This window comes from Enterobacter sp. MGH 16 (assembly GCF_000493175.1).
GTDB classification, from domain to species: Bacteria; Pseudomonadota; Gammaproteobacteria; order Enterobacterales; family Enterobacteriaceae; genus Enterobacter; species Enterobacter roggenkampii.
This window is the reverse complement of the sequence record NZ_KI535695.1, coordinates 4,428,605-4,449,622: the sequence shown is the minus strand read 5'-3', so window position 1 is coordinate 4,449,622 and position 21,018 is coordinate 4,428,605. Positions and strand designations below refer to the sequence as shown.

Annotated in this window: 21 protein-coding genes and 1 tRNA gene; 8 read left to right on the top strand and 14 right to left on the bottom strand. The window is 54.4% G+C overall.

The window, feature by feature from the left end:
* Window positions 1-7: 7 nt before the first annotated feature.
* Genes L362_RS02140 through L362_RS02150 form a run of 4 tightly spaced genes read right to left on the bottom strand, consistent with a single transcriptional unit; the run spans window position 8 to window position 1,369 of the window.
* Window positions 8-328 (bottom strand): DUF5375 domain-containing protein, encoded by a 321-nt coding sequence (locus L362_RS02140; RefSeq protein ID WP_001472077.1) that lies wholly within the window; start codon window positions 326-328, stop codon window positions 8-10.
* Window positions 325-552: a hypothetical protein gene (locus tag L362_RS02145; RefSeq protein ID WP_023345342.1), complete on the bottom strand. Its 228-nt coding sequence runs from the start codon at window positions 550-552 to the stop codon at window positions 325-327. The genes L362_RS02140 and L362_RS02145 overlap by 4 nt, the downstream gene beginning before the upstream one ends.
* The gene (locus tag L362_RS0123270) at window positions 549-1,106 is read right to left on the bottom strand and encodes a host cell division inhibitor Icd-like protein (RefSeq protein ID WP_032637939.1); all 558 of its coding nucleotides are present in this window, start codon (window positions 1,104-1,106) and stop codon (window positions 549-551) included. The genes L362_RS02145 and L362_RS0123270 overlap by 4 nt, the downstream gene beginning before the upstream one ends.
* The gene (locus L362_RS02150) at window positions 1,103-1,369 is read right to left on the bottom strand and encodes a helix-turn-helix transcriptional regulator (protein WP_023345341.1); all 267 of its coding nucleotides are present in this window, start codon (window positions 1,367-1,369) and stop codon (window positions 1,103-1,105) included. The genes L362_RS0123270 and L362_RS02150 overlap by 4 nt, the downstream gene beginning before the upstream one ends.
* A 538-nt stretch (window positions 1,370-1,907) precedes the next feature.
* Here L362_RS02150 and L362_RS02155 point away from each other — a divergent pair.
* The 4 genes from L362_RS02155 (at window position 1,908) to L362_RS0123265 (ending at window position 6,546) form a co-directional block, all read left to right on the top strand.
* Complete coding sequence (locus L362_RS02155; protein WP_023345340.1) at window positions 1,908-2,645, top strand: hypothetical protein; 738 nt, start codon at window positions 1,908-1,910, stop codon at window positions 2,643-2,645.
* Complete coding sequence (locus L362_RS02160; RefSeq protein WP_023345339.1) at window positions 2,642-2,887, top strand: ogr/Delta-like zinc finger family protein; 246 nt, start codon at window positions 2,642-2,644, stop codon at window positions 2,885-2,887. Before L362_RS02155 ends, L362_RS02160 begins: the two co-directional genes overlap by 4 nt.
* Window positions 2,888-2,903: 16 nt before the next feature.
* On the top strand, window positions 2,904-3,470 hold the full coding sequence (locus L362_RS02165) for a phage polarity suppression protein (RefSeq protein WP_023345338.1): 567 nt from the start codon (window positions 2,904-2,906) through the stop codon (window positions 3,468-3,470).
* A 322-nt stretch (window positions 3,471-3,792) separates the two neighbouring features.
* Entirely contained in the window at window positions 3,793-6,546 is a 2,754-nt protein-coding gene (locus tag L362_RS0123265) for a TrlF family AAA-like ATPase (RefSeq protein WP_023345337.1), read from the top strand.
* 49 nt (window positions 6,547-6,595) lie between these two features.
* On the opposite strand, the gene L362_RS02170 is transcribed toward L362_RS0123265, so the two are convergent.
* The 5 genes from L362_RS02170 to rraB all read right to left on the bottom strand — a co-directional run bounded on the left by L362_RS02170 (window position 6,596) and on the right by rraB (window position 10,195).
* Window positions 6,596-7,858: a tyrosine-type recombinase/integrase gene (locus L362_RS02170; protein WP_007899414.1), complete on the bottom strand. Its 1,263-nt coding sequence runs from the start codon at window positions 7,856-7,858 to the stop codon at window positions 6,596-6,598.
* Window positions 7,859-8,021: 163 nt separating this feature from the next.
* A tRNA-Leu gene (locus L362_RS02175) sits at window positions 8,022-8,106 on the bottom strand.
* A gap of 105 nt (window positions 8,107-8,211) precedes the next feature.
* A complete protein-coding gene (locus L362_RS02180) occupies window positions 8,212-8,934 on the bottom strand; it encodes a hypothetical protein (protein ID WP_023345336.1) in 723 nt (240 codons plus the stop codon).
* A gap of 30 nt (window positions 8,935-8,964) precedes the next feature.
* A complete protein-coding gene (gene miaE, locus L362_RS02185) occupies window positions 8,965-9,723 on the bottom strand; it encodes a tRNA isopentenyl-2-thiomethyl-A-37 hydroxylase MiaE (protein ID WP_023345335.1) in 759 nt (252 codons plus the stop codon).
* Window positions 9,724-9,769: 46 nt separating this feature from the next.
* Window positions 9,770-10,195 (bottom strand): ribonuclease E inhibitor RraB, encoded by a 426-nt coding sequence (gene rraB, locus L362_RS02190; protein ID WP_008501374.1) that lies wholly within the window; start codon window positions 10,193-10,195, stop codon window positions 9,770-9,772.
* A gap of 99 nt (window positions 10,196-10,294) precedes the next feature.
* On the opposite strand from rraB, the gene L362_RS24990 reads away from it, so the two are divergent.
* The 3 genes from L362_RS24990 to xynR all read left to right on the top strand — a co-directional run bounded on the left by L362_RS24990 (window position 10,295) and on the right by xynR (window position 12,314).
* Window positions 10,295-10,390, top strand: a complete 96-nt coding sequence (locus tag L362_RS24990) for a putative translational regulatory protein ArgL (protein ID WP_213014347.1) — start codon at window positions 10,295-10,297, stop codon at window positions 10,388-10,390.
* Complete coding sequence (argF, locus tag L362_RS02195; protein ID WP_023345334.1) at window positions 10,360-11,364, top strand: ornithine carbamoyltransferase; 1,005 nt, start codon at window positions 10,360-10,362, stop codon at window positions 11,362-11,364. The genes L362_RS24990 and argF overlap by 31 nt, the downstream gene beginning before the upstream one ends.
* A gap of 191 nt (window positions 11,365-11,555) precedes the next feature.
* A complete protein-coding gene (gene xynR, locus L362_RS02200; protein ID WP_023345333.1) occupies window positions 11,556-12,314 on the top strand; it encodes a DNA-binding transcriptional repressor XynR in 759 nt (252 codons plus the stop codon).
* Window positions 12,315-12,318: 4 nt separating this feature from the next.
* On the opposite strand, the gene L362_RS02205 is transcribed toward xynR, so the two are convergent.
* The 5 genes from L362_RS02205 to L362_RS02225 all read right to left on the bottom strand — a co-directional run bounded on the left by L362_RS02205 (window position 12,319) and on the right by L362_RS02225 (window position 19,114).
* Window positions 12,319-13,929 (bottom strand): glycoside hydrolase family 43 protein, encoded by a 1,611-nt coding sequence (locus tag L362_RS02205; protein ID WP_023345332.1) that lies wholly within the window; start codon window positions 13,927-13,929, stop codon window positions 12,319-12,321.
* Between the two features lie 11 nt (window positions 13,930-13,940).
* Window positions 13,941-15,323, bottom strand: coding sequence for an MFS transporter (locus L362_RS02210; protein ID WP_023345331.1), 1,383 nt, complete (start codon window positions 15,321-15,323; stop codon window positions 13,941-13,943).
* Between the two features lie 226 nt (window positions 15,324-15,549).
* Window positions 15,550-17,517: a xylonate dehydratase YagF gene (gene yagF / locus L362_RS02215; RefSeq protein ID WP_023345330.1), complete on the bottom strand. Its 1,968-nt coding sequence runs from the start codon at window positions 17,515-17,517 to the stop codon at window positions 15,550-15,552.
* A gap of 14 nt (window positions 17,518-17,531) precedes the next feature.
* Entirely contained in the window at window positions 17,532-18,440 is a 909-nt protein-coding gene (gene yagE / locus L362_RS02220) for a 2-keto-3-deoxygluconate aldolase (protein ID WP_023345329.1), read from the bottom strand.
* A gap of 221 nt (window positions 18,441-18,661) precedes the next feature.
* Window positions 18,662-19,114: a YhcH/YjgK/YiaL family protein gene (locus L362_RS02225; RefSeq protein WP_023345328.1), complete on the bottom strand. Its 453-nt coding sequence runs from the start codon at window positions 19,112-19,114 to the stop codon at window positions 18,662-18,664.
* 675 nt (window positions 19,115-19,789) lie between these two features.
* Here L362_RS02225 and arcA point away from each other — a divergent pair.
* Entirely contained in the window at window positions 19,790-21,010 is a 1,221-nt protein-coding gene (arcA, locus tag L362_RS02230; protein WP_008501384.1) for an arginine deiminase, read from the top strand.
* The last annotated feature ends 8 nt before the right edge of the window (window positions 21,011-21,018 follow it).

The following is a 21,018-nucleotide window of genomic DNA, read 5'->3' as shown; positions in this document are numbered from 1 at the left end:
TTCTCCCTCAGTGCAGTACCGGTGCGGTGATATGGCGGGCGCAAAGCTCATCCATCACGGCGAGCCCGAGAAAGGACAGCGACGGCGCGGCTTTCAGTGGCCCGGCTTCCATTAAATCTTCCAGTAATGCACAGGCAATCTGACGGCCTTTTTCCTCGCCATGCTGGCGCAGGTAGAAGCCCTCAAGCTCGGCGGCAATGGCGCTTTCCAGCGCGTCGAGGGTGAGGTGCGGGTAGCGGTGCTGGCGTTCGCACAGGGTCAGCCATGCACAGGCCACGGCGCGACGATACAGCGCGGCGCGTAATACGGGCGGTAATGGCTTTTTCATACGTTGCCCTCCCCGGTCAGCCAGTGCTGATTGCAGCGTTCGACCACGCCGTCGAGCTGTGCGGTCATAAGATAAATCACGGAGGTGAGCTGTAATTGCTGCGCAGGGTCATGACGAACGGTCGCGCAGTCCTGCACCTGCATCAGCTCATTGACGAGCTGGCCGACATTGCGCATATGCTCCAGACATTCGAGGTCACGGGCGGTAATGGTGGTGTTTCTCATGCGCGCACCTCCGCAACCGGCAGACGGCCAGCAAACGAGAGGACGTAATCGCGAACGAGGGAAAGCCGTGCGGCGTGTTCATCACCGGCAACGGTGCGGAGCATGCAAATACGGGGTTTACGGTCTGCGCGACGAACGGCGGCAAACACAAAGACAAACTGCGGGTGTGACGGGGTGAGGGTAGTAGCCATGATGGCAGCCTCCTTGAAGTAGTTTGAAAAACTACCACCGGAAACGCCAATTTCACTGGTGGCAGCCCGAACGGGGTTGGCGTAACCGGCCTTCAAGGAAACCGGCCAGCCCGAAGGCTGCCCCGCCCGGACTACCATTATCAGAAAAGAACTCTGGTGCACGAATAAACACCACAGCCCTGAAAATGGGTGTGCCTGAGCAACGACATAAAAAAACACGCATAGCGCGTGTCGTGTCGCCTTGAAGTTATTCGGAACGCCAATTCCGGCTGCCGATTTTGCGACAGCGGGAAAACTATACCTGGAAATGGCGAAAAGAAGCAAGCCAGAAAAAGGGGCTGTTTGCTGAACGGTCATCATCATGCGTCGTAACCCCGGTTGCGCTCGGCAATGCGGTCAGTCATCCATGCCGTGATTTCAGACTGCGCCCACGCCACGTTTTTACCACCAAGGGAGATTTGTTTCGGGAATGCCTCCCGGCTGATGAGGTCATAAATGGTCGAGCGGGACAGGCCGCACAGATGCATCACTTCAGGCAGGCGGATAAAGCGCTCCTGAACGACATCAGAGACCGGCAACAGTGGCGCGGCAGGGGCAGAAGACGGGGAAGAAAAAGCGGTGTGCATCGAGCTACCTCACAAAGTCCATACAGTGCCGGTCGTGTCCGTCCGGCTTCGGGTAGCTCTCTATTTTGTGAATATTTTCCCTCAGGGCAACAAGTCATTTTGTAGTGCTTCACCACACAACAGAGCGATTTTCATACAGTGGCAAACAGTGACAATCGTTGACAATCTCTGATAACAAAATGGCAAACCGCTGATTACTTTTATTTATATATTTTCATTTTTTAATCGAAATAAAGTCTAAGCGAGCTGGTCAGTCAAAATCAGAAAGGTGAACAGTAGTGAACAGTCGGTGAACAGTTACCCCCTCAACTGTTCACCCTTTATCTTACTGTATTACTTATCTTTTTCTTTTCAGTGAACAGTAGTGAATAGTTATAAGTAAAAAAACAAACAGTGAGTAAGGTTTTCCTGAGACCTTTCTCTGGCCAGCCGGGTTTTAAGGTCTGTTTGTGCCATTTTTGCCACAACGGCAATGAATCGTGTTGTTGTGTCTGGCGCGGCAGAATCTCCTCAGATTGAAACGAAGAGGAGACCCGACATGACTCAGACTGCTGTTATTCCCGACTACCTTAAACCCGCAATGGAACGCCTTGAGACTGCCCGCTCGGCGCATCTCGCCAGTGCCAGCCGTATGGATGAAACCACGACGGCCATCAGCCAGGTGCAAACGCAAAAAAATGAACTGGAGCAGGAAAACGGCACTGATTCCGGCGCATGGCGTACCGCCTTTCGTGCCGGTGGTGCTGTCATTACCGATGAGCTGAGACAACGCCATATAGAGCGCGTGACACGGCGTGAACTGGCGCAGGAATGTGACAACATGGCTGAAGTGCTTTCTTTCGAGCTGGATAGCCTCCGGGGAGCCTGTGACCAGACGGCCAGAGCGTACCGTCAGGCACATCACAGCGTCCTCAGCCAGTATGCAGAGTATGAGCTTAATGCTGCCCTGCGTGATACCTGTAACGCGCTGGTCAGGGCAATGAAACTCAACATACTGGTTCTGAATAACCCGCTTGCCAATACCACCGGGCATCAGGGCTATATCCAGCCAGAACAGGCCGTTATGCAGCAGGTGAAAGACCGGCTTGAGCAGGCGGTGAAAGGCTGCGATATCCGTCTGACCGATGAACCGGTGCTGTTTAAAACAGGACTGTCGGCCTCCACGCTGCCGCATATGGAGCATGATGTTGCGGCCACACCCGTTCAGCGGAAAGTCTGGCAGGAAAAAATGCGGGAACGTGAAGCCGACCTGAAAGCACGGGGGTTACTGTCATGATGCGCTGTCCTTTCTGCCGCACGGCGGCCCACGTTCGCACCAGCCGCTATATGTCTGACAGCGTCAAAGAAAGTTACCTGCAGTGCCAGAATGTGCACTGCTCGGCGACATTCAAAACGCATGAGTCCATCTTTGAAGTGATACGTTCGCCGGTCGTCGATGAGAAACCCGTGCCGGTGCCGACAGCCCCTGTTGCCCCCCGCCGGGTAAAAGGCTGCTACAGCTCGCCGTTCCGCCACTAATCAGGAGAGACAACCCGTGACCACCCTGACCTTACAGCAGGCCTATGAAGCCTGTCAGACGAACAAAACCGCGTGGCTGAACCGTAAAACCGAACTGGCCGCCGCAATGCAGGAATATCAGGAATTATTGCTGGATGACAATGCATCAGGCTCCCGCAGATTGCAGACGCTGCGTGACCTGATTGACGTAAAAAAGTGGGAAGTTAATCAGGCCGCCGGTCGCTACATCTTCTCGCATGAGGAGGTGCAGCGCATCAGCATCCGTAACCGGCTGCATGATTTTATGCAGCAGAACGGCGCGGAGCTGGCCGCCGCACTGGCACCGGAGCTGATGGAGATTAAAAACCAGCCCGCGATGATAAAAAACCGTGCGCTTGACCGTTCAGTAGATTACCTGCGAGAAGCTCTTTCCGTCTGGCTGACCGCAGGAAATGAAATTAATTATTCTGCACAGGATAACGACATTTTAACGGCCATCGGATACAGGCCTGACGCGCCTTCGCGGGATGATAATCGTGAAAAATTCACCCCTGCACAGAACATGATTTACACCCGTCGACGCGCCGGGCTGGCCGCGCAGTAACCTGTCAAAAAATCCCTGTAAATCTTGTCATTTTTCCCGAATTAAGCCATGCATCCAAAGGGTGCATGGTTTTGCATGCGTTTTCCCGTTCCTACACTCCCGACCCGCGCCAGTCGCGGCGCGGCCTGAGTCCACCTTTGCACCTGCATTAAAAGCGATCCCTTAAGCGGGCAGGCGGGGCGGGGAGAGCATTGCGCGCGATAAGTATTAATTAATTATATTTTGGTAGGATGTTTGAGATATAAAAAAGGGTTAAAGTAGGTCTGGTAACACTGAAAAGCAAAAAAATCATAATGAACCATTAATCTGACAGGAGGATGTCATGCAGCAAATAGGTTCGAAGTGGTGGAAGTTTGATTTCCACACACATACACCCGCATCAATGGATTACGGTAAAGCAGACCATCAAATAAAACAAACAATGACCCCGAGGCAATGGTTATTAGATTATATTCAACACGGAATTGAATGCATAGCAGTGACCGATCATAATACTGGGTCATGGATCGACAGATTAAAGATAGAAGCAGACAATTTAAGATCAGAAGGGCATTCAATATACATATTTCCAAGTATAGAGATTACAGCACATGGTAACATTCATATTTTAGGTATATTCGACATTGATAAAACATCTAGTTTTATATCTCAGATAATTGGTGCAACTAACTACTCCGGTACAGAAGGGGATAGTGATGCAGTAACTCAAATCAGTCCGCAAGACGTTATTGACTTAATCATTAATCGTGGGGGAGTTGCGATTCCAGCACATATTGACAAAGCGAGCGGGCTTTGCACCGTTCATTCTTCAGGTGCGACCCTAAAGCAGATACTTACTAATGCTTCTGCAGTTGAAATAATAAGAACGCATGATGAATATGAAACCAACCAGCCAGGTTCAAGTCCACTACATGGGTATGTTTCGTTACAAACAGGACTTTCTGAGGTAATTGGTTCAGATTCTCACCACCCAAACAGAGTTGGTAGAGCTTTTACGTGGGTAAAAATGGGTACACCATCAATTGATGGATTAAAGCTTGCTTTGTTTGACGGTGATGACTCATTAAAAAGGTCAGATCAATACCCAAATTCTCCAAATATTTACGCGGAAAACAGAATTACATCCATAAAGATAAACAAAACTAAATACTGCGGGAGAATAAATGAATTTTCAATACAGTTTCACCCATGGTTAAATTGTATTATAGGTGGGAGAGGAAGCGGTAAATCAACCATTTTAGAGTTTATGAGAACGGCTTTGGGAAGAGAGAAAGAACTGGAGCAGTTATCATCTAACAAAGAAATGTTTAACTCTTATTCTAAACTAGCCAAAAAAGCACAGAGCAGAGATGATGATGGTGTCTTTTTAGAAGATAGTAGCATTCACGTAGAGTACTTAAAAGGAGAAAATCATTATAAGTTAGAATGGAGATATGGCGGCCAGCAAATATCTATAAACCGAATTGATGGGCAAAACGTCATCCTAGAAGAAGGGGATGTAATAAGTAGATTCCCCGTAAAAATATTTAGTCAAAAGCAAATATATGAAATATCTCGCTCACCAAATTATCTTTTAAACCTGATTGATGAGTCAAGCATTGTTAACTTAACCGAATGGAACTATAAATGGGAAAATGAAGTTAGCACAATTTTTCAGTTAAGAAGAGAAGTTAAAGATTTAAAGTCAAATATATCCACTAAAAGTACCTTAACCGGTCAATTAAATGATATCAATCAAAAAATAGCATCTATTGAAAGATCCAGTCATGCTAGCATATTAGCAAATTATCAGAAATCTTTAAACCAAGATAATTTGATACGTAATTTCATTACAGGAAATGTTGATTTCTTAGAAAATATAACTAGTTACATTACTCAAACCAGACCAATTAAACTTGAAGTCAATCCTGAACTTTTTATCAATCAAAATGAAACGACTACCCAAAACAAAATCCTAGAGCTTCAACAAAAAGTTGAAGATAATATTATCACATTCAATAAGACCATCAATGATGTCACTGACGAAATTAAAGGTCTAAGCAATTGGTTTGACTCATCTGCATTGAAGCAAGAAATTATTGCCAATAAAAATCAATACACCACATTAGTAGCTAACCTACAAGCTAGTGGGGTTAATAACCCAAGCGAGTATGAAAGCCTTATTGGTACAAGGAAAGCACTGTCAGAACGGTTAAGTAAAATCGCTGCCGATGAAAAAACCATTGAACAAAAAAAATCAGAAATTGTTCAAAGTTACAAGAAATTAGTTGAACTTCGTAAGGAAATCACAGCCCGGAGAAGACAATTCCTCGTCGACATAAATGATAATAATGCTAACTTTAAAGTTAATGTTGATTTTTGTGGTGATAAACAATTCCTTGAAAGTAGTTTTAGAAACGCCATCGATAAAAACGATACTACATTCAGCAATGAAATATACAATGAAGATGATAATGGTTTTTTAAATATATTAAATACTAAGATTAAAGAAATTTCAGAGGACAATGATGGGATTATAAATAAAATACAAGACCTAAAAAATGGATTTTTTGATAAAACCGCTAACACAATATTGGATGTGAAGTTAAGCAAGCGTTTCTTCGATTTTAAAAACTCATTATCTGAAGAAGAGGTCACCGCCTTAATATGCTGGTTCCCTAGTGATTCAATCACAGTAAAATATAATGATGGTCGAAGATTTAAAGATCTATCTCAGGGCTCAGCAGGCCAGAAGGCAGCAACAGTTCTCGCATTTTTACTTTCCTATGGAGATGACCCTATAATTTTAGATCAGCCTGAAGATGATTTAGATAACCAACTAGTTTATGAGCTTATTGTGAAAAAAATAAAAGAAAGCAAATGCAAAAGGCAAATAATTATAATAACTCACAATCCTAACATTGTTGTGAACGGAGACTCTGAACTAGTTGTTTCATTAAGCCAGCAGTCAGGTATCACTGATTTCCTTTCCTTTGGAGGATTACAAGAACGTGAAGTAAGAAAAAACATCTGTGACATAATGGAAGGGGGCAGAGACGCATTTAGTCAACGCTATAGAAGGATTGTTTCTGCTTAAAAGCATTTGCCTCTCTCTCGAAAAGAGAGAGAGGTAAATACTCTCAACATCAATATTTTTGATGTTTTGCATAATCGAATGGAGTTACAAATTCATTTTTGTTGGCATCGAGATAGTTAGCCCACCACTGCACCATCAAACGTCGTTCATCCAAATGCTCAGATGTATGAATATACGCAGCGCGTACATTATTGCGTTCTGAATGGCTTAGCTGTCGTTCAATGGCATCGTCACTCCATAACCCTGACTCACCCAATGCACCACGCGCCATCGTCCTAAAACCATGCCCGCAGACTTCGGTCTTCGTGTCATAACCCATTGCACGTAAAGCGCTGTTTACTGTGTTTTCACTCATAACCTTTGTTGCGTCATGATCCCCCGGAAAAAGTAACTCTTTATCACCACTAATCTGCTTTAGCTGCTCTAACAAAATCATCGCTTGCCGACTAAGCGGAACGATATGCTCCTCTTTCATCTTCATGCCACGGTACGAGTAACGCACGCCTTTAATTTCTTCTCGTTTTGCCGGTACGCGCCAGAGAGATTTATCGAAGTCGAACTCATCCCATCGCGCGAAACGTAACTCACTGGAACGAACAAAAGTGAGTAAAGAGAGCTCGACCGCGATCCGCGTCATTACACGGCCACGATATGCATCAAGACGAGCAAGAAACTCAGGGAACCGGCTTGAGGGCAAAGCGGGGTAATGTCGCGCTTTGGTTGTCGATAGCGCACCGGCCATATCACTGGCTGGGTTTGAGTCGATGTAATCGTTCTGTACGGCATAACGCATAATGGCCGTAACGCGCTGTTGCAGGCGCTGAGCGACGTCATGCTTTCCACTGGCATCAACTTTTTTAATCGGAGCTAACAGGTGGCTGGTTTTGAGCTGGCGAATGTCGGACGAACCGATATGAGGGAAAATATAAAGCTCAAGATAGCGAAGAACGCGCGATCGATGATCTTCACTCCATCGCTTGTTACTGGCATGCCATTCACGAGCTATGGTTTCGAAAGTATATGCTCCCGAATTCTCGGCCTGAGCTTCTTTCTGTTCGGCTTTTGGGTCTATGCCCTGTACTAAGAGCTTTTTAGCTTCATCGCGCTTTGCTCTTGCCTGAGCAAGCGTCACTGTAGGCCAAACACCAAAAGCGAGGCGATCCTCTTTTTTGTCAGAGGGACGTCTGTATTTCATGCGCCAGTATTTAGAACCCTTGGCCGAAACCTCGAGATACAAACCGCCGCCATCGGCCATTTTGTAGGTTTTGTCTTTTGGCTTTGCGGTCTCGACCTGTCTGGCGTTGAGCTTCATTTGGGGGCACATTTCTAATCGAAGTTAAGATGCCCCCAATTATGCCCCCAATGACATCCGGATTTCAACGGACGACCTCGGACAACTCGGGACGGAAAAATCGCTGCAAGCATTGATTTTAAAGGGTTTTATGGACTTTCTCGGATGATCTTGGAAGTACTAATGGTGCCGAAGGCCGGACTCGAACCGGCACGTATTTCTACGGTTGATTTTGAATCAACTGCGTCTACCGATTTCGCCACTTCGGCACTGAAGGGGATGCGGAAACGTTGTGGATTATACCTGTCGCGCGCCGCCATGCAAGCGACGACGCGCTAAACCCGCGCTAAGTGCCCAAAAAACCAGCGCTACCGTCAGTCCAGCTCAGACACCGCCAGCCGAATCACCCTCGCAGCCTTCTGCTCCGGCAGCGCCAGCACCTTCGCCCACATCTCCTGCACCATATCGCAGGAGAGCTTCTCTTTGCCCGCCGCCTTTTCCGGCATCTGCAGCAGCTGGATGTCCTCGCCGTACTTATCGGCAAGTTGCTTCATAATCGGCCGCACATCCTCGACAGCCGCCTCGCGCTCGGCTTGGGTCACGGTGTGGCGGTTTTTGCCGTAGGCCGCGCGCATCATGTCGGCATCGGCCTGCATTCGCCGCGTCATCAGGTCTTTATCCAGCATGCGCATAGGGTTCACGCCGCCCTTCACCGTCGGATAGAGGAAGCGGAAGCAGGCGTCGTCGCTCACCTTCTGGATGGCGGCGGTCTGCTCCATGTTGATGGTCATGTAGTTCACCACGTTGGCGTCCGGTGCGTTCTGCAGGCGCGACATCTGCAGATGCAGGATCTGCGGCTGGATGGTGTCGATAATCTGCTGCTCCGGCTCGCCCGCTTTTTGCAGGGCGGCCATCTGGTCGAGGATGCGCTGATGCAGCGCGGGCTCCTGCTCCTTAATCACCTGCCAGGCGGGCATCGCGTTAAGGGCGTTATCCATCTGCCGTTCCGGGGCGCGCTGCCTGTCGAAAAACACCCAGAACGCCACGGCGGCGGCCGCGACGACGACAATCACAATACGGGTCCACGTTTTATTCATCTCGCATCCTTATCCTTTCGCTATGCCGGTTTACACCGGCACGCCGCTGTGGAAGCGAAACTCGTTGTCCGGTGTCGAGATAAGTGTGGCTTCAATTTCGCCAAAAAGCTTTATACGCGGTGAGATATCGTCGTCGCTCACCTGCCGGGCCAGCGTCAGGTAGTCCTGATAGTGGCGCGCTTCCGAGCGCAGCAGCGAGAGATAAAACTTCTGCAGGTCGTCGTCGAGGAACGGGGCCAGCGCGGCGAAGCGTTCGCAGGAGCGGGCTTCGATGTAGGCGCCGCAGATGAGCTTGTCGATCAGCGTCAGCGGTTCGTGGGTGCGCACTTCCTTCAGCATCCCTTTGGCGTAGCGGCTGGCGGTGATTTTGACGTACGGAATGTCGCGGGCCAGCATCGCCTCGCGCACCTGCCAGAAATGGTGCAACTCCTCTTTAATCAGCAGCACCATGCTGTCGATGAGCGCCTGGCCCCACGGGTCGTCGGTTTTGGGCATCACGCTTTTGCCAATCTGTCTGTGCAGGGCGATGAAGTCTGGCTCCGGGCCGTCGCGGAAGGTGAACTGTTCGTAGGGTTTGAGCCAGTCGAGCAGCGCGTCGGCACCGCTTTCGTCGGCGACGTATTTACGCACCAGCAGCAGCGCGGTCTGGGCGGCCTTGAGCTCGCACACCATGTGGTCGGTGAGCAGCAGCGGCAGGTTCGCCGGGTCGCGGGCTTTATCAATCCATGCTTGCGGGGTCGGGCACTGGAGGAAGTTGAGTACGGGGGCGAGTATCTGCGGGTAATCCATGGTTCTGCCTTGAAAAAGCGGTGGCGCGCGCCACCGCCTGAAACGCTTAGTGACGCACGCCGTCGTCGTCTTCGTCGACGTAATCTTCGTCGTCGCCTTCTTCGCCGTCTTCACCGTTCGGATCTTCGAAGTAGGTTCCCCAGCCGTCGTATTCCACGTCAAACTTCTCGGCCAGGTTCATCAGCTGTTCGACCTGCGCATCAATTAGCTCCGCCTTCAGCGCGCCTTCGCTCAGGATGTCGCAGCAGATGACGGTGTCGCCCTCTTCCACTTCCAGCTCTTCCGGCTCGGTCACTTCGTAGCCCAGCTTGAAGGCTTCCACGGCCATTTTTTCCAGCGCGTCGAAATCATCCGCAGAGAAATGGTGCTCGATGGTGTACAGCGCGTCCGGATCGCTACCGTCTTCCAGCAGCTCTTCAATAATCAGACGCGTCTCTTCGCGTTGCTCTTCCAGTAATTCCGGGTTTGCCATGGCTCAATCCTCTTTAAAGTGCGGCAGATACTTCTATTTTCACACACGGACGGGTTTGCCTCCACCTTTGTTGGAAAGATTTGTGAAACGGGGTTGCAAATGAATAATTACACATATAAAGTGAATTTTAATTCAATAAGTGGCGTTCGCCATGTGAGGATAAAATGTCTGATCTGTACAAGAAACACTTTCTGAAATTGCTCGACTTTACCCCTGCACAGTTCACTTCTCTGCTGACCCTTGCCGCACAGCTCAAAGCCGATAAAAAAAATGGCAAGGAAGTACAGAAGCTTACCGGTAAAAACATCGCGCTCATCTTCGAAAAAGACTCGACCCGTACCCGTTGCTCTTTCGAAGTTGCCGCATTTGACCAGGGCGCGCGCGTCACGTATTTAGGCCCGAGCGGCAGCCAGATTGGGCATAAAGAGTCAATTAAAGACACCGCGCGCGTGCTCGGGCGGATGTACGACGGCATTCAGTATCGCGGGCACGGCCAGGAAGTGGTCGAGACGCTGGCGCAGTATGCGGGCGTGCCGGTGTGGAACGGGCTGACCAACGAGTTCCACCCGACGCAGCTGCTGGCGGACCTGCTGACCATGCAGGAGCACCTGCCGGCCAAGGCGTTTAACGAGATGACGCTGGTCTACGCGGGCGATGCGCGCAACAACATGGGCAACTCGATGCTGGAAGCGGCGGCGCTGACCGGGCTGGATCTGCGCCTGGTGGCCCCGAAAGCCTGCTGGCCGGAAGAGAGCCTGGTGGCAGAGTGCAGCGCGCTGGCGGAAAAGCACGGTGGGAAAATCACGCTGACGGAAGACGTGGCGGCGGGCGTGAAGGGCGCGGACTTTATCTATACCGATGTGTGGGTGTCGATGGGCGAAGCCAAAGAGAAGTGGGCGGAGCGGATTGCGCTGCTGCGCGGGTATCAGGTGAACGCGCAGATGATGGCGCTCACCGGCAATCCGGACGTGAAGTTCCTGCACTGTCTGCCGGCGTTCCATGACGATCAGACCACGCTCGGCAAGCAGATGGCGAAGGAGTTCGATCTGCACGGCGGGATGGAAGTGACGGACGAGGTGTTTGAGTCGGCGGCGAGCATCGTGTTCGACCAGGCGGAAAACCGAATGCATACGATTAAGGCGGTGATGGTGGCGACGCTTGGGGAGTGATCCTTTCTCCCACTTTATTGATTCGGTGCGCTCTTCTTGCCGGGTGGCGCTGCGCTTACCCGGCCTACACAACCCGTAGGCCCGTGCAAGCGTAGCGCCGCCGGGCGGATCAGGCCAGCTCCATTTCATTGATTTTTCACCCCGAAAAAGGTACGTTTTCGCCTTAATTCCAGCGTGGACATACCAGCATTATGCCGATTATTCAGTCTGTTGAACGTGCGTTGCAGATCCTCGACCTGTTCAACGAGCAGGCCACCGAGCTTAAGATCACCGACATCAGCAAACTGATGGGGCTGAGCAAGAGTACCCTCCACTCGCTGCTGAAAACCCTGCAGCTTCACGGCTATATCGATCAGAACCCGGAAAACGGTAAGTATCGCCTCGGCATGAAGCTGGTCGAGCGCGGCCATTTTGTCGTGGGCTCCATCGATATTCGTCAGAAGGCGAAAGGCTGGCTGACGGATCTGTCCCAGCGTACCGGGCAGACCACCCATCTGGGGATCCTGGACGGGCGTGAAGGGGTTTATATCGAGAAGATTGAAGGCAAGCTGGCCGCCATCGCCTATTCGCGCATTGGCCGCCGCCTGCCGGTTCACGCCACCGCCATCGGCAAGGTGTTGATTGCCTGGCTGGGCGAGACCGAGCTGACCCCCCTGCTTGAGGGCTATCAGTACACCACCTATACCCCTTCCACCCTCGCCTCTCGTGAAGAGCTAATGGCCGCCCTGACGCAGACCCGCGAGCAGGGCTATGCCCTGGATAGCGAAGAGAACGAGCAGGGCGTGCGCTGCGTGGCGGTGCCGGTGTGGAACCATGAATCCCGCGTGATTGCCGCCCTGAGCCTGTCGACGTTGACCTCGCGCGTGGACGACGCCGAGCTGGCTGATTTCCGCGAGCAGCTTCAGCAGGCCGGGCTCGCGCTGTCACGCGCGCTGGGCTACCCGGCCTGAGCCGTTAGGCCGGCTCGTAGGTGAAGTAGTCGAAGTCCGCGTGGCAGCCGTCGCCGCTGATGTCCTCGCAGTGCAGCCCCACAAACGCGCCGGTGAAGAAGCCGCGCCCGCCGATGTAGTCGTCCGACAGCTTCCAGGCCTCATACGTCACCGGCACGGCGTGCCACGTCTCGCCGTCGAACGAGTAGCTGTAGCGGTAGACCAGCGTATCCACGTCCACGCGCAGCCAGACGCTCTCCGCCTGTTCCGGCACCGGAATGGGCTGCTCGTGCAGCGGCCATGACGGCACGTTGTGGTCGAGCTGGATCACCTTGATGGTTCTCCCCTGCCCCTCCTCGTAGTCCACAAAGCAGTAGCTCCAGTTTTTACTGTTGTAGTAGCAGGTCAGTCCGGCGCTTTGCTGGAAGTGAACCGGCGAGAACTGCATCCGCGTTTCTGAGCGGAAAGCGAAGTGCTGCCAGCGGCGCGCCACGGTCGACTGGGTGAAGGTGGAGTTGAGCGAGTCGTTGCCGTAGAGCCGTAAATAGCCCGGGCGCGCGGTGAGTGAGCCGAGAGTGTCGTCGAACGGAATGCGCAGGGTCTGCAATTCAGGGTCAAGCGTGCTGCCGTCGAAGTCCTCTCGCCAGCTACCCTGAGCGGCGCCAGGCTGCTCGGCCACCTGCGGGCCTTTCACGGTCAGCTGCGCGTGCTTGCCGCCTTCCACGTACGGCCAGCCGTCGCGCCACTCAATGCGGGCGATGCCGGTCTCGCGTCCCAGCGGGCAGTAGCCGCGCCCGCCGGAGGCCAGCAGCGGCACGCCGGGCAGGCGCAGCGGGCGGCTGGTGAGGTAGGCCATGTACCACTCCCCCGTGTGGGTCTGCAGCAGCGAGCCGTGGCCGCTCTTTTGCAGCGGGTTCTCCGGCAGGTGCCAGCTGGTCATCATCGTCACGTCCGGATGAAGCTCGTACGGCCCGTCGATATTTTTGGAACGCAGTACCACGACCGCGTGCTCGTAGCTGGTGCCGCCCTCGGCAACCATCAGGTAGTACCAGCCCGCGTGGCGATAAAGATGCGCCCCCTCGGTGTAGCAGAGCGGCGTGCCGGTAAAAAGGGTTTTACGCTCGGGCGAGAGCGTGCCAGTCTGCGGGTCAAACGCCTGCATGACGATGGTGTTGTGCGGGTTGCTGTGGTGGCGCGGCCCCCACGGGCGGTAGAGGTAGTACTTGCGGCCATCGTCGTCGTGGAACAGGGACGGATCAAACCCGCCGTTGCCCATCGGGATCGGCTCGCTCCATGGCCCCTCAATGGACGGCGCGGTGACGAGGAAGTTGCGGCCGTTTTTCCACGGCGAGTCGACAATCTTCACGTCGGTGTAGAGCAGCCAGAATTTGCCGTCGGCGTAGCTCAGGCACGGCGCCCAGATGCCGCCGGAGTCCGGGTTGCCCTTCATGTCCAGCATCGACACGCGGTCCAGCGGCGTGCTGACCAGCGACCAGTTTTTCAGGTCACGGGAGTGGTAGATGCGCACGCCCGGGAACCACTCGAAGGTCGAGGTGGCGATGTAGTAGTCCTCGCCCTGGCGGCAGAGGGACGGGTCCGGGTTGAAGCCGGTCAGAATAGGGTTTGTGATTTGCATAGTGCCTCCGGTTAATGGGATGCGGCTGTCGCGGCGTCGGGAACGGCCTCGCCCTGCGCCGCGCGGTGCTTGATCAGCTGCTGGCTGATGGCCTCCACGCGAGCGTCGGTGAGCTTGTAGAACGACAGCATGATGAACATGCCCGCGTAGAGCACCACCGGCACCACGCAGAACAGAATTTTGATGGTGGTCAGCACCTCGACCGGCTGCACGCTGCTGCTGGCGGAGTAGTTCACGTACGCCAGGATCCAGCCCACCACCGCCCCGCCAATCGCCAGGCCAATCTTCAGGCTGAACAGGTAGGTGGAGAACACCAAGCCGTCGAGGCGGCGCCCGCTGCGGCTCTCCTCGTAGTCCACCACGTCAGAGGCCATCAGCCACTGCAGCGGCGTGGTGGTGTTAAAGACGAACAGGAACAGGATGTTGAGGGCGAAAATCAGGGCGATATGCTCCGCCGGGGTGACGAAAATCAGCAGGCTGATCAGCGAGTAGGCGACGATGACCCACTTGAAGGCGGTGACGCGATCGAAGCGGCCCAGCAGTCGGGAGGAGCAGAGCGAGCCAAACATGGTGGCGAGGCTGCCGTAGAGTAAAAACTGGGTCGCCATCTCCGGGTGATCCATCACGTATTTGACGAAGTAGAGCGTCGCCCCGCCGCGCACCACGTTGGAACAGGTCGCCATCATCTTGAACGCGCACATGATCCGCCACTGGCCGTTGCCGAGCAGCAGCTTGAGATCTTTCGCCACCGACGAGCCCGGCTGCACCTCAAAGGTGTAGCGCTCTTTGGTGGTAAAGAAGCAGACGTAGAGCAGCACCACGCCGGTCAGCCCCAGCACGCACATGGCGCCGAAATAGCCCACCTGCTCATCCCCCTTGCCGATGATGCTTACCAGCGGCAGGGCAATGCCGCTGATGGCGAGCGATCCCGCCGCCGCCAGGAAGAAACGCCAGGACTGCAGGGCGTGACGCTCTTTCGGGTCGGCGGTAATGACGCCCGGCATGGCACAGTACGGCACGTTAACGAAGGTGTAGACCAGGGTCAGGAGAATGTAGGTCACGCAGGCGTAGATGATTTTGCCCTGCGCGGAGAAGTCCGGCGTGTAGAAGGTCAGCACGCAGACGATGCCAAACGGGATGGCGCCCCACAGCAGGAACGGGCGGAACTGGCCGTGCCGCGTGCGGGTGCGGTCGACCAGCAGCCCCATCAGCGGGTCGGTCACGGCGTCGAGCACGCGGGAGATTAAAAACAGCGTCCCCATAATGCCCGCCGACAGGCCGAAGACGTCGGTGTAGAAATAGGCCAGCAGGAACATGGTAGCCTGCCAGACGAAGCCACAGGCGGTGTCACCCAGCCCGTAGCCAATTTTGTCTTTCATGGTTAATTGCGTCATCAGAATTACACCCTTATGTAGTGTGCTGAATTACAACATCGTGTTAATGGAGTGTAATGAGCTGTTCAATTAACCAGCAATGGTCATATCTTATTTCTGAATTACGTTATTTTGCTTTTGTGACGCCAACGATATATCACAACTTATTGATTAAATTCATAAAATAAAGACAAGCAAAAGCCGCCCACAGAATATATTCCGTAGACGACAATCGCGTGAAAAATAATTAAAGTCCGAGTGCTTTTTTACCGGCGTTAATTACCTCGATAATTTTATCGGTGTCATAAATACAGCCTTTCCAGGTGCCGCCGCTCACCGACTGCAGTGCTGCCCACAGCCGGGTATCGTCCGGCAAAAAGTCGTGGGCGTGCAGGTCCGGGTGCGTCTGCCGTACTGCCAGCTCGCGCGCGCCCTCTTCCGGCGTCAGCGGGTTTTCTGCGGTACCGATAAAGTTGACGCTGCCCGTTAATGTCAGCCGGTCGACGGCTATCTCGATGATGTCGTTGTCACGCAGCTTGCCAATCGGCCCGCCCGCCAGCGCCTCCGGCGACACGTGGCCGAAGCAGGCGCCCGTCGACACGCCCGAGAAGCGCGCATCGGTGATGAGCGACACCGTCTTGCCCCACGAGATATGCTTCAGCGCGGAGGTAAGCTGGTAGGTCTCTTCCATGCCGGTGCCGGACGGCCCGCCGCCGATCACCACCATGATATCGCCCTGCTTGATCTCTTCCCGCTTGATGGCCTTGATCGCCTGCGCTTCCGAGACAAACACCCGCGCCCGGCCGGTGTGGCGGTAAACGCCATCTTCACCGACGACCGACGGGTCGATCGCCGTGGCCTTGATCACCGAGCCTTCCGGCGCGATGTTGCCCGTCGGGAAGCAAACCGTTGAGGTCAGCCCTTTCGCTTTTGCCTTCTCCGGCGGGAGGATCACGTCATCCGGATCCACGCCATCCTGCTCGCGCAGGCACTGGCGGAAGCACGCCCGGCGTTCGGACGTCTGCCACCAGTCGAGGTTCTCGCCCACCGTCTGGCCGGTGACGGTCATGGCGTCCAGGTGCAGCAGACCGAGATCGCGCAGGTGGAGCATCACCTCCGGCACGCCGCCCGCGAGGAAGGCGCGCACGGTCGGGTGATAGTCCGGGCCGTTGGGCAGCACGCTGACCAGGCGCGGCACCCTGCGGTTGACGCGCGTCCAGTGCTCTACGTCCGGGATCGTGCAGCCTGCCGCGTGGGCGATGGCCGGAATGTGCAGCAGTAAATTGGTGGAGCCGCCGAACGCCGCGTGGATCACCATCGCGTTTTCGATGGCTTTATCGGTGAGGATATCGCGCGTGGTGATGCCGCGGTTATCCAGCTCGCTCACCGCCCGCGCCGACTGGCGGGCGATCTCCAGCCACACCGCCTGCCCGGACGGGGCCAGCGCGGAGTGCGGCAGCGCCAGCCCCAGCGCTTCCGCGACCACCTGCGAGGTGCCCGCCGTGCCGAGGAACTGACACCCGCCGCCCGGCGAGGCGCAGGCGCGACAGCCCAGCTCGGCGGCCTCCTGCAGGGAGAGTTCGTGGTTGGCAAAGCGCGCGCCGATGGTCTGCACCTTGCCCGCGTCTTCCCCCACGGTCGGCGGCAGCGTCGCCCCGCCCGGCACCAGAATGGTCGGCAGGTCGTGCATCGCGGCCAGGGCAATCATGGTGGCGGGCAGCCCTTTATCGCAGGTCGCCACGCCGATCACTGCCCGGCGCGTCGGCAGGGAACGGATCAGGCGGCGAAACACGATCGCCGCGTCGTTGCGGTACGGCAGAGAGTCGAACATGCCGTGCGTGCCCTGAGAGCGCCCGTCGCACGGATCGCTGACGAAGGCCGCAAACGGGATCCCGCCGTTGCGGGTGATCTCCTTCGCCGCCGCCTGCATCTGCATGCCGATCTCCCAGTGCCCGGTGTGGTAGCCCAGCGCAACCGGGCGTCCGTCCCCGGCGCGGATGCCGCCCTGTGTGCCGATAATCAGCACCTCTTTGCCGGTCAGCTTGTTGGCATCCCAGCCCATTCCGGCGTTCTGCGTCATGCCGAACAGGTTGCCGCTGGGGGATTCCATCAGCATCTGCGGGGTCAGCGGCAGCGCGCCCTGCGGCCCCGCCGCGTGGGTGATCACCGCATAAAACGCATCGTCCTGCGGGGTGAAAATCTTCTCGATGGTCATGGTTATCGTCCGGCTCAGCAGAGCTTGAGCTGTTGCAGCAGGGTTTTCAGCTGCGCCTTGCGCGGCTCGTCCAGCGCAGAGGCGGGCGGCAGCACGTGGGTAGAAATCGGGCGGCCACAGAGCACGATCGCCTCTTTAATCACGTTCACAAACGGCGTATCCAGCTGATACATCTGCGGGATTTGCAGTAAGGTCTGATGATACTCAGCCGCTTTCGCCACGTCTTTATCCCGCCAGGCTTTCAGAAGATTCACCGACACCTGCGGGGCAAAGTTGCCGCTGGCCGAGATCGCCCCGTCGCCGCCGAGCAGCAGGGTATTAAACAGATGATCGTCGTAGCCGCACAGCACGGTGAAGTGCGGATGGGCGGCTTTGACGGTGTGGATCATGCTGCGCAGGTGGGCCACGGAATCGATGGTGTCTTTGATGCCGACGATGTTGCTGCGCGAGTCGGCCAGGGTTTTGACCAGCGCCGGGGTCAGATCCTGCCCGGTCAGCGCCGGGAAGTTATAGAGCATCACCGGCAGCGTGACGCTGTCCGCCACCTGCTCGAAATAGCGGATCAGGTTCGCTTCCGACACTTTCCAGTAGTAAGGGTTGATCACCACGATGCCGTCCGCCCCCGCCTGCTGCGCGTGCTGGCTGAGCGCAATGGTTTCCCGCGCGTTGGTGCCGCCGGTGCCGATCAGGACCGGTACGCGACGATCGACATGATCGATAGCAAATTGGGCAATGGTTTTACGCTCTTCGGCGCCGAGCTGGGAGAACTCGCCGCCGCTGCCAAGGAAGAACAGGCCGTCAACGCCTGCTTTGATGAGATCGTCGATCAGCGCGGCGGTGCCCGGCTTATCGAACTGGCCGTCGGCGGTAAAAATGGTGGAGACAGGGGGAATGATTCCCGTGAACAACGCGGACTGCGGCATGAGATCTCCTTGCTGAATCATTTGTTCTACATTATAGAACAGTGTTCGTTAAATTAACGATCATACTATGACGCAGGAAAAGCGCAGGTAAATGAGAGATGAAGAGGGAGTGCGGGAAGTTTAAGCTGGATCACATATTGGAAGGTGCGGTCTGGTGCCCTCACCCTAACCCTCTCCCACAGGGAGAGGGAACTTTTACACCCTCTGCCCTTGGGAGAGGGTTACTCTACAAGCATCTTCACCACCACTTTCCTGACCTTAGCAGGTGCCCCCACCGCGCACAGCGGCTTATGCACCTCACCCGGCCAGAACACCACAAAATCCCCTTCGTTCAGTACCACGGTTTTCTCCTGCTCGCCTTCCGGCAGGAACGCGATGTCTTTGTCCGCCAGCCAGTCGGTGTCCGGCGTGCCGGGCGGCAGGGTGCTGAAGGTCATCCCTTCCTGACCCTTCATCACGATCTGAATATCCAGATAGCGCGCGTGGTACTCGGCGCGACGCTCGGCGAACGGCTGGGTTATATCTTCAGAGACCAGATAAAACAGGCTGTTGCCGTTGATGTCGTGTTTCCCGAGCGGCGTCGCGTCGGTGACGTGCGCTTTAACATGCTCGATGGCCTGACGCAGTTCGTCAGGCAGCCAGGAGTGCAGATGGTGGATGTTGCCGATAATCATCAGAAAACCCTCGATATAAAACAACGTTTCATTTTCATCTTTTATACGAGAATCCTGGCTGCCATACCAGCGCTTTTTAGACGGGTTTTGCGCGAACGCATGTTTATCGGGAATGGTGTTAATTTGCTGTTAAGCCCTCGCAGGCATTTATGCAGCCATTATGCATATCTTCAGTTCTTCGTTATCACGGCCTTGCGCTAACTTACTGATCGTCATGCCTTAACAACAAAACTCGCTACAGCTTCACATTTTATCACTTTGATAATTTGCTATTAAATTCAATAAATATTTATTGATTTTCCTTAAGCCAAAAATAGTTAATTAGTAATATTGCATAGCCATTCCCCGCCACCTTTAAACACAATTAAAATCAATGGCTTAAAAAAACATTTCAAAGCATGAAATTCTACAAAATACTAACAACTGCAAATAATGACAACGGATAGTGCTTAGCTATTCACCTCGCCAGAATAGCCAATTAATCATTATCTGATGCGAATCATGCAAATGAAAACAAACCGCTTAATATCCATTTTCGCGTGAGCAATATCACAATACGGATTATTTAACTGCCTAGTATGAACCACGAAATCAATTGAGCTTAGCCGCCATGCAATTAAATACATCACATGGCGCATGCCCTTTTTATTCTGAAAAACAGTTAAAGGAATAATTATGGAAAAGCATTACGTCGGTTCTGAAATTGGTCAATTGCGTAGCGTTATGCTGCACCGCCCAAATTTAAGTCTGAAACGCTTAACGCCATCAAACTGTCAGGAGCTGCTTTTCGATGACGTGCTCTCGGTTGAGCGGGCGGGTGAGGAGCATGACATCTTCGCCAACACGCTGCGTGAGCAGGGGGTGGAAGTCCTGCTGCTGACCGACCTGCTGACACAAACCCTTGATATCGCTGAGGCGAAAGCCTGGCTGCTGGAGACGCAAATCTCTGACTACCGCCTCGGCCCAACCTTTGCTGGCGACGTGCGCGGCTGGCTGGCGGATATGCCGCACCGGGAACTGGCGCGCAGATTAAGCGGCGGATTAACCTACGGTGAAATTCCGGCAGCCATTAAAAATATGGTGGTGGATACCCATACGGCGAATGATTTTATTATGAAGCCGCTGCCGAACCATTTATTTACCCGCGATACCTCCTGCTGGATCTATAACGGCGTCTCTATTAACCCAATGGCCAAACCGGCGCGTCAGCGTGAAACCAATAACCTGCGGGCAATATATCGCTGGCACCCGGCGTTCGCCGACGGCGATTTTATTAAGTATTTCGGCGACGAGAATATTAATTACGACCACGCCACTTTAGAAGGCGGCGACGTATTAGTCATTGGCCGCGGTGCGGTATTGATCGGCATGTCCGAGCGCACGACGCCGCAGGGCGTGGAGTTCCTCGCCAACAGCCTGTTCAAACACCGTCAGGCCGAGCGCGTGATTGCCGTTGAGCTGCCAAAACACCGCTCCTGCATGCACCTCGACACCGTCATGACCCACATCGACGTGGACACTTTCTCCGTCTACCCGGAAGTGGTGCGCAAGGACGCCCAGTGCTGGACGCTCACCCCGGACGGCCGCGGCGGCCTGCTGCGCACCCAGGAAACCGACCTCCTGCACGCCATCGAGAAAGCGCTCGGCATTAACCAGGTACGCCTGATCACCACCGGCGGCGACGCCTTTGAGGCCGAACGCGAGCAGTGGAACGACGCCAACAACGTCCTGACCATCCGCCCCGGCGTGGTGATCGGCTACGAGCGCAACGTCTGGACCAACGAGAAGTACGACAAAGCGGGTATCACCGTGCTGCCCATCCCGGGCGACGAGCTGGGACGCGGCCGCGGCGGCGCGCGCTGCATGAGCTGCCCGCTGGAACGCGACGGAATTTAAGGAGCCAT